General features: G+C 45.7%; 8 protein-coding genes. 5 read left to right on the forward strand and 3 right to left on the reverse strand.

All coding sequences use genetic code 11. The features are described 5' to 3' along the window. Nucleotides 1-278: 278 nt before the first annotated feature. Together hcp and PN462_RS13230 are read left to right on the forward strand one after the other, a co-directional pair. Nucleotides 279-1,907 carry a hydroxylamine reductase gene (hcp, locus tag PN462_RS13225; RefSeq protein WP_272128750.1) on the forward strand — a complete coding sequence of 543 codons (1,629 nt, stop codon included), beginning with the start codon at nucleotides 279-281 and terminating at the stop codon, nucleotides 1,905-1,907. 166 nt (nucleotides 1,908-2,073) lie between these two features. After that, nucleotides 2,074-2,391 (forward strand): cupin domain-containing protein, encoded by a 318-nt coding sequence (locus PN462_RS13230; RefSeq protein ID WP_272128751.1) that lies wholly within the window; start codon nucleotides 2,074-2,076, stop codon nucleotides 2,389-2,391. A gap of 491 nt (nucleotides 2,392-2,882) precedes the next feature. Here PN462_RS13230 and rimK read toward each other — a convergent pair whose 3' ends face one another. The 3 genes from rimK to cobA form a co-directional block, all read right to left on the reverse strand. Continuing rightward, nucleotides 2,883-3,788: a 30S ribosomal protein S6--L-glutamate ligase gene (gene rimK / locus PN462_RS13235; protein ID WP_272128752.1), complete on the reverse strand. Its 906-nt coding sequence runs from the start codon at nucleotides 3,786-3,788 to the stop codon at nucleotides 2,883-2,885. Further along, a complete protein-coding gene (locus PN462_RS13240; protein WP_443029166.1) occupies nucleotides 3,785-4,270 on the reverse strand; it encodes an ATP-dependent zinc protease family protein in 486 nt (161 codons plus the stop codon). The genes rimK and PN462_RS13240 overlap by 4 nt, the downstream gene beginning before the upstream one ends. Nucleotides 4,271-4,717: 447 nt before the next feature. After that, the gene (cobA, locus tag PN462_RS13245) at nucleotides 4,718-6,214 is read right to left on the reverse strand and encodes a uroporphyrinogen-III C-methyltransferase (RefSeq protein ID WP_272128754.1); all 1,497 of its coding nucleotides are present in this window, start codon (nucleotides 6,212-6,214) and stop codon (nucleotides 4,718-4,720) included. 186 nt (nucleotides 6,215-6,400) lie between these two features. Between cobA and PN462_RS13250 the strand changes: the two genes are divergently transcribed. The 3 genes from PN462_RS13250 to yidD all read left to right on the forward strand — a co-directional run bounded on the left by PN462_RS13250 (nucleotide 6,401) and on the right by yidD (nucleotide 8,957). Then, the gene (locus PN462_RS13250; protein ID WP_272128755.1) at nucleotides 6,401-7,444 is read left to right on the forward strand and encodes a Gfo/Idh/MocA family protein; all 1,044 of its coding nucleotides are present in this window, start codon (nucleotides 6,401-6,403) and stop codon (nucleotides 7,442-7,444) included. 135 nt (nucleotides 7,445-7,579) lie between these two features. Further along, nucleotides 7,580-8,494: a hypothetical protein gene (locus tag PN462_RS13255; protein WP_272128756.1), complete on the forward strand. Its 915-nt coding sequence runs from the start codon at nucleotides 7,580-7,582 to the stop codon at nucleotides 8,492-8,494. Nucleotides 8,495-8,579: 85 nt separating this feature from the next. Next, the gene (gene yidD, locus PN462_RS13260; protein ID WP_272128757.1) at nucleotides 8,580-8,957 is read left to right on the forward strand and encodes a membrane protein insertion efficiency factor YidD; all 378 of its coding nucleotides are present in this window, start codon (nucleotides 8,580-8,582) and stop codon (nucleotides 8,955-8,957) included. Nucleotides 8,958-9,216 lie beyond the last annotated feature (259 nt).

Here is a 9,216-nt window from a genome sequence, read left to right on the forward strand (position 1 = left end):
AAGTTTTAGGATGACTTTAGCGACGTTTGAGGATGAATTCTGCGATCGCGCAGCGTCTCCGTTTATTCCCACTCAAGAGGTTAATATCTAGGTTTGACCTCGAGCCACGACGGACTGACCCATGAGCTTTTTGAGATAGCCTAACCCCCAGTCTAGCAGCTTTCTGGAAGGGCAAGAAGCAAAGCCCCCACAATCAATCCCAAACTTGATCTAAGTCAAGGATATCTTCTCGGACAATTTCTACTATGAAAGAGAACTAGAACAGAGGAGAAAAAACCATGTTTTGTAGCCAATGCGAACAAACTGCCGGGGGACAAGGATGCTATCAATGGGGGTCCTGTGGGAAAAGCCCAGAAGTGGATGCCCTGCAAGACTTACTCACCCACTGCTTACGCGGCCTCGGTGAGGTGGCTACCGTTGCCCACCAAGCAGGAATACCTTGTGAAGATGTGGGCTTTTTTACCTGCGAAGGACTCTTTGCAACTTTAACCAATGTCAACTTTGACCCAGACCGTTTTGTAGAATATATCCATAAAGCAGTCGCCCTGCGGGAAGACCTGAAAGCGAAACTCCCTCCTCAAGACTGGTCTCCTGTGGCTAACTTCACTCCCGCCGATAATATGGAAGATTTAGCCGAAAAAGGCAGAGAAATTGAATTTAATTTTATTAGTCAAGCGGGCAAAGCAGTTGATGTCTTCTCCCTGAAACTTACCATTATTTACGGAGTGAAAGGAATTGCGGCTTATGCTCATCATGCCGCAGAATTGGGCAAAGAAGACCCCCAAGTGTATTTATTTTTCCACGAAGTCTTAGGCAAGTTAGGACGGTCTGACCTCAGTTTAGAGGAATGGGTACAACTGGCCCTGAAAGTGGGAGAAGTGAACCTACGGGCGATGGAATTGCTAGATGCGGCCAATACAGATGCCTTTGGTCATCCCACCCCTACCCCAGTTCCCCTCAACCCGAAAAAAGGCAAAGCTATTCTTATTTCTGGTCACGACTTGAAATATTTAGAAACTCTCCTGCAACAAACGGAAGGAACAGGCATTCAAATTTACACTCACGGGGAAATGTTACCTGCCCACGGGTATCCTAAACTGAAAGAACGCTATCCCCACTTATACGGTCACTACGGAACAGCATGGCAAAACCAAACCCGCGAGTTTCCGGCATTTCCGGGGCCGGTGGTGATGACGACAAACTGTTTGATGCCACCTCATACGTCTTACAAAGGTAAAGTGTTCACTATGGGGGCTGTGGGTTGGCCAGACTTAGCCCATTTAGATGAAAATGATTTCTCTCCTGTGATTAACATGGCGTTAGAGATGCCAGGGTTTACGGAAGATGAACCGGAGAAACAAGTAACAACTGGGTTTGCCCGTAATGCGGTGTTAAATGTGGCGGATACGGTGATTGATGCGGTAAAAGAGGGAAAAATTCGCCATTTCTTCCTCGTCGGTGGTTGCGATGGGGCGAAATCTGACCGCAATTATTATACCAAGTTTGTGGAACAAGTGCCGGATGATTGTGTGGTCTTGACCTTAGCTTGTGGCAAGTTCCGCTTCTTTGATCAAGATTTAGGCGATATTGGTGGTATTCCTCGCTTAATGGATGTGGGACAGTGTAATGATGCTTATTCTGCCATTCAAATTGCTTTAGCGTTAGCCAATGCCTTTGGGGTGGGGGTGAATGAGTTGCCCTTGTCGATGATTCTTTCTTGGTATGAACAGAAGGCGGTGGCGATTTTACTAACATTGTTACATCTGGGCATTCAAAATATCCGCTTGGGTCCGACGTTACCCGCGTTTATTTCGCCGAATGTTTTTAATTTGTTGTCGCAACAATATCATCTCCAAGGGATTAAAACCCCAGAGGAAGATTTAGCGGCTTGTTTGAATCATGCTTAGGGATTACGGTGGAGATGTGAGGTACTGCGTCTCCATTACAGTAAGCAGTAAGCAGTAAGCAGTAATCACTAAGCAGCCTTGAATTGTTTGGGTTTTTGGTTATTGTTCTGCGTTAATGCTTCTCTGTAATGCTATATTTTGTTGTTTGAGAAGAATTGGGAGAATTATGAGTAATCTTATTTTATCGTTACCGGATGCCATTTCTTATTCAGAGTCGGGGATTTTGAGTAAGGTGTTGTTTAAGGATGAGAGTTGTCAATATACGTTATTTTGTTTGTCTGCTGGGACGGAGATTGAGGAACATACGTCAACTCGGAATGCGATGGTGCAAGTGTTAGAGGGGACGGGTCAGTTATGGTTAGAGAAGGAGGAGGTGACGTTAACGGCTGGCAAGTTTATTTTAATGCCTGCTAATATTCCTCATGCGCTGAAGGCGGAGAGTAATTTGGCGTTTCTTTTGACGTTATCGGAACGGGTGGAATAGTTGCTAGTAATGCTACTTTTATATGCCTTGGGTTAAATCCCAAGGCTGATAGCTGAAACCTGTTAAAACGGGTTAATAGAGGTTATTTTTCCCGGTTGAGAGGCTTTGCCTACGGATTGTTAGGGGAGGTTTTATAAGCTCTAAAGAGTTTACTAGGAACTAATTATTAGAGGAAAATGGTAGGTTGGATGAACTGTAGCATAATCCAAAATTTCCTAACAATTAACACTTAATAATTAACGATTAATAATTGAGTGGGCATTGAACAATCTGCGGCTATGGACGAAGTAAGGATGTTTAAGTTTTGATGGGAGAGGGGTAAATGGCTGCAAGAAAATTGGGTTAAAACCTCTATGGGGTTTAACCCAATTAATTGGAGATTATTCTTTTATTTTTTAACTGCTAATATTTTCAGCCAGAGCTTCCTTTTCAGGGATCATGGGGGGAGGAAAGAGAAACAAGAACTAATTACCCATTACTCATTACCCAAATTAATATTGAATGCGATCGCGCGGTTTCCCTGATGTACTATTTTTGGCAATATATTCAATAATCTTCCCCGCAACATCTACTCCGGTGGCCTTCTCAATTCCCTCTAACCCCGGAGAGGAGTTAATCTCCATCACTACAGGCCCATGATTTGACCGTAACATATCCACCCCCGCCACTCGTAACCCCATGGCCTTGGCAGAGCGAACGGCTGTACTGCGTTCTTCGGGGGTGAGTTTCACTTTCTCTGCATTCCCCCCCCGATGCAGGTTAGAGCGAAATTCCCCAGGGGCCCCTTGTCGTTTCATTGCTGCAATGACTTTTCCCCCAACCACTAAACACCGCAAGTCGGCCCCTTTTGCTTCTTTAATAAATTCTTGGACTAAAATATTGACTTCTAGCCCTCGAAATGCCTCAATGACGGATTTGGCCGCTTGGTGGGTTTCGGCTAAAACCACTCCGATGCCTTGGGTCCCTTCTAAGAGTTTAATCACTAACGGTGCGCCGCCGACAATTTCGATTAACCCGTCAATATCTTGGGTAGCGTGGGCAAATCCGGTTACTGGCAGGCCAATCCCTTCACGGGCTAAAATTTGTAGAGACCGGAGTTTATCCCGCGATCGCGAAATAGCCTGAGACTCATTAGCCGTAAACACCTCCATCACCTCAAATTGTCGCACCACAGCCGTCCCATAAAACGTCCGAGAGGCCCCAATGCGAGGAATAATCGCGTCAAAATCTTCTAAAGGTTTCCCATTATACGCAATAGCGGGTTTATGGGACGTAATATTCATATAACACCGCAAGTAATTAATCACCCGCATATCATGTCCCAGTTTCTCCCCCGCTTCTTTGAGGCGTTTGGTGGAATACAGAGAACTATCTTGGGATAAAATGGCAATCTTCATAAAACTTCCTCATGATCTGTAGCTTGATCCTTTGGGGTATGATGCGGTTGAGGATTTTGCAAGTAAGAATGGCCCGCATCGACTAAAAAACGCCGTCTCACCGCTTCCCGGCCTAGCAACATTCGGAAGCCCATCGCATCCCGACTGGTGAGAGTGAGTTCAATAGGCCACTGTTGTCCTCCCAATTCTACAATAGTCTGGATCACTGGCCGGAGTTGACTATGGCCGCCCGAATTTTTCACCTCTCGCTTATCCAACAGGGGGGCCGTGGCACTAATGGTGTAATGGCTGTCTCGTTGGTAGGGGTGGACTTTAAACTGAACGTGAGTTTCTCCGTCTTGTTCAAAATAGTGAACATCAAAGGCATGAAGGGCTGAAGATCGCGCCCCAGTGTCGATTTTGGCTTTAATTTCAGGGATTCCCAGTTGGGGAAGGGTAATATATTCTCGCCAGCCAATGGGGGGTAAAGGGGAATGTTGGATAGTCACGGAAAATCCTCGATACGTTTGGAAGCTCTGTCCCTTTAGCGCAGGGAGGAAAAACGAACGGCGACTTTAGTCGCCTTTTCCCACCCAGGGGAGAGCGAAAAGAGGTGCAGTCCTCGCTCTTTCGGTGTTCTAGCCGGAATCGCCTACCCTGCACGGCATAATGTTTTCCTCGCCAATGTTTTAAGGGCTTGTTAGGCTAACGGCACTGCCTTATTGCCTTACATAATGCCCCGTTTGCCCGTCCGACTTTTGATGGACTCTATTCTAGCTTACAATTTATTCTCAGCAAAGATTATCCCACACGCGGCACAGCATAATTAGGGGATAAATGGGGTTTCTAGGGTTAGTAGGGGGGAGAAACCGGGTTTCTATCTCCATTTTATTCTAAGATTCGAGAGCTTGAGAGAAACCCGGTTTCTAGGGGCTTGTAATTGTTAATTGTTAATTGTTAATTGTAATCGCACGGGTTAACCCTTCTAAAGTGTATTCCTTGGCCTCAATATCCACACGCTGGAATAACTCTTGACAGGTTTGGGAGGTTTGGGGGCCGATAGATGCAATTAAACAAGGGTCTAGAATGGCCGGATAATCTGTAAAGTGTCTCTGTAACAGGTGGACAAAATTGCGAACGGTTTTAGAACTGGCAAAGGTGAGAATATCTATCTCTTGACGTTGTAACCCCTGAACCACCTCTGATGGCATTTCCTCTGGACAAACGGACTGATAGGCGGGAACTTCTACCACTGTTCCCCCTGCGCTGGTAATTTCTTGCACTAATACCTCTCGGCCTCCGGTTTCTACCCTGGGAAACAGGAGTTTTTGTCCTGCTATTGGGTCTGGGAAATGTTCAACTAGGGAATCGGCGACAAAATCTGGGGGGATATAATCGGGGGTGAGGTGATAATTTTGTAGCACTTTTGCGGTTTTTTTGCCGACTACAGCGATTTTAATAGACCCTAGACTGCGTATATCCTTTCCTTGGTCTGCGAGACGGGAGAAAAAGTATTTCACGGCATTGGCGGAGGTTAAAATGAGCCAGGAGAAGGTGGGGAGTTGCGCGATCGCAGTATCTAACCCTTGCCAACTAGACGGGGGTTGAATCTCCAACGCAGGCATCTCCAACACCCGGGCCCCCTCGGTCTCCAATAACTTGGTAAAATGACTCGACTGTTTGGCCGCACGAGTCACTAACACGGTTTTCCCCCACAAGGGACGAGGTTGAGACGATTGAAACTGAGATTGTAAACTCACCACTTCACCCATAACCATCACACAAGGAGACAAAGACTCCCCTTCTACCTGCTCTAGAATATCAGCTAATGTCCCCGACCAAACACGCTGATTCGGACGGCCCGCATTACGGATAATGGCCACGGGGAAAGAGGAGGGTTTCCCCCAACGGTACAACTCATCCACAATTTTCTCTAACTTTCGCCCCCCCATTAACACCACCAATGTCTCCAACTGGGCCAAAGTTTGCCAATCAAATTGTTCTGTATTATGGCCACTAATCACCATAAACCCCGAACTTAAATACTTATCCGTCAAGGGAATACCCGCAGAGAGAGGGGCCGCTAATACCGAAGAAATCCCCGCAACCAGTTCAAAGGGACAGTTGGCCGCGTGTAATGCCTCAATTTCTTCTCGGGCCCGGCCAAAAATCAACGGATCACCACTTTTTAGGCGAACTACGGTTTTTCCTTGGCTACAATAGGCCACCAGCAGACGATTAATTTCACTTTGGGGGGTACTTTTCTGGCCTCCTCGTTTCCCCACAGGGAGTTTCAAACAGTCTTCAGACACTGCCGAAACTAACTCCCCCGTTGCCAAAGCATCATAAATCAACACTTCTGCTTGCTGAAGAATGTGCCACCCCCGCCAGGTAAGTGTATCCAATGTCCCCAGTCCTGCCCCTAGTAAGTAAACTTTTCCGGTCATAATCCCAGTTCTAGCCCTTGTGAAGCCATCTTAGCTTGATTGTAGGCTTTTTGAGCGGAATCTCAACCATGGCATCTAATGATACACTTTTCTATATTGAACAGAGTCTCATCGGCGAGATAGGTCACTTTTACGGTTGCCTCTCTCTAGTTTCTCAGTCGTTCACCCCTCATCCCGTTACCACCCATGACTAAAACTAAACTGGCCATTCTCGGAGTCGGACGTTGGGGAAAACATCTCGTTCGCAACTTCTCCCAACACCCCCAAGCAGAGTTACTCGCAGTTGTCGAAACTAACCCAGACAAGTTAGCGGCCTGTCGTCAACAGTTCGGTGAAACGAGTCAGGTTATTTTCACAGAAGACTGGCAAACTATTCGCCAACATCCTGAATTAGAGGCTGTGGTCATTGCGACTCCCGCATCAACCCATTATGCTTTGATTAAGGATGCCTTGGAGTTAGGCTATCATATCTTCACTGAGAAACCCCTCACCCTCGACCCGGAAGAATGTCGTCAGTTATGCGAGTTGGCCGCCAACCAGCAACGACAGTTATTTGTTGATCATACTTATCTCTTTAATCCTGCGGTGGAAGGGGGAAAACAGGTGGTTGATGAGGGAACATTAGGGAAATTATATTATGGCTATGGGGCGAGAACCCATTTAAGTCCTGTTCGTCAGGATGTGGATGCGTTGTGGGATTTAGCGATCCATGATATCGCTATTTTTAGCCGTTGGTTGGGGGAAGTCCCCACCGAAGTCCAAGCAACGGGGACGACTTGGTTACAACCGGAACTCAATATGACGGTAGCACAGGAACAGGTGTCGGGTCTGCGGGATTTGGTTTGGGTGACGTTGTATTATCCTAGTGGGTTTACTGCCTATGTTCATCTTTGCTGGTTGAATACTGATAAACAACGACGGTTAACGGTGGTGGGAGATAAGGGGAGTTTGGTGTTTGATGAGTTGGCCGAGTCTCCTCTGATGCTGAAACGGGGGTATTTTGAGAAAGAGGGCCAGTCTTTTACTCCCAAGGGAGTGGAGACGGAGGTGGTGAGTTTAGAGAATTATGAACCGTTACGGGAGGTTTGCGATCGCTTCTTAGAATGCGTCCAAACTGACACTCCCTCCCCTGTCTCGTCGGGATGGGTGGGGACGGAGTTGGTTAAGATTTTAACGGCTTTAACGCGATCGCTGCAAACCGGAGGAGCAAAAATTCCCGTTCAGGGTTAAAATCTGGAATTCCAGTGCAAAATTGTGAAGTAATCGCTAAGACGGGTTTCGTCTATCTTAGCTATTCTTTGGATGCTTTGACCTCCAAAGACCCAAAGAACCCACAGCATTAACAGAAACGTAACAATGCAAAATATGAGTGAATTGTCAATTCAAAATATTATTACACAAGCTGAACAACAATTACTGTCTCCTCAAACGTTTTATTCCCTCTGTGCGAAGTATAAACAACACTTTTCTCAAAGCAAACTATACTTTCTTCAGCCAAATATACAGGATTTCCAAATCTCTGACTTTACAGAAACAGAATTACAATATTTTTTTGATTGGTTAGCCGTTTATGTCCGCAACACCGAAGAAATCGGCAAAAAACAAACATTTTACTTGCAAAAATGCACAAAATATGCTAGCAAAAAAGCATTACAAATCACTAAAACCAAACCCTTTTTTTCCTCATCTCCCGTCCAGAAAATTAAAACAAAAATTATTGGCTGTGGCATGATTGGGCGAGTCGCAAAAGTAAAAATTAACAGCAAAAAAATCGCCTTTAAAGCCTTTTTTGACTCCCACTTTGTCTGGCATCACGGCACATGGTCAGAAATCCCCACAGGCATTTATTTAAAAGCCCAAAACGTCACCAAAGATGTCCCCGAATTTCTCTTTGCAGGAGCAGACTGGGCTGTGTGGGAATGGATCAGCGATCGGGAAACCCCCCATATGAGAACAGGCGAAAATTATACAAGATTTGCCCAAAAACATCACTTAACCCAATTTAACCCCTTAAATTTAAGTAACTACAATGCCCACCAAATTCGCCTAGATATTGGCGGAGTCCAAAAAGAATATTTCGGTCGCAGAATTATAGATTTTGGGAAAACCATTCATTTCTATAGTCAACAAGCCAAAAAAAAGGGAGTTGTCTATTTACTCCGTCACTTTATCCAATATCGTTTGCTGCGCTACGGTTTCCCCCGTCTGCTGCAACAAATGATCTATTCCTATCGTCTATCCCTTCCCACTTTATCCTCCCATGAAAAGCAACAAACTTAATCCCCAAAACGGTTTAATTTCTAGCTCAGTTATCGCCCTTTTTCCCCTGATACAGATATCTCAGGGGTTAGGACTTGTCAACCTTTTGGATAAAATAGCCCTGAAAATTATCCAATTCTATCAACATCATCTCTCCCCCCACAAAGGCTTCTCCTGCGCTCACAAAGCCTTTCATAGAGGGGACTCCTGCTCCCAATATTTCCACACCACCATTCAACAACAAGGACTTGCAGAAGCCATCCCAAAACTTCAACAACGTCTCCGCGACTGCAAAACCGCCAATATTCTCCTCCACGCTGAAAAACAGCACAAACGCGACTCCTCCAATGGGTTTTGCGCTGATATGAGTTGCTATGGGTGTGGATGTGATACCCCAGACTGTGATCTAGATACCCCAGACTGTGATGGATGTGATATGCCAGACTGTGGGGGGTGCGATATTCCCTGTGACTGTAGTTTCTAATATACCTTGGGTTGAAACCCAAGGCTAATAGCTGAAACCCGTTAAAAACGGGTTAAATGGTTTTAAATAATACACCTTGGGTTGAAACCCAAGGCTAATAGCTGAAACCCGTGTTTAACGGGTTAAATGGTTTTAGGCTGACGGCTGATAGCTGATAGCTGAAGGCTTACCCCATAATATACCTTGGGTTGAAACCCAAGGCTAATAGCTGAAACCCGTGTTTAACGGGTTAAATGGTTTTAGGCTGACGGCTGATAGC

This window comes from Spirulina sp. CS-785/01, from assembly GCF_028330525.1.
In the GTDB taxonomy this organism is placed as follows: domain Bacteria; phylum Cyanobacteriota; class Cyanobacteriia; order Cyanobacteriales; family Spirulinaceae; genus JAQMSD01.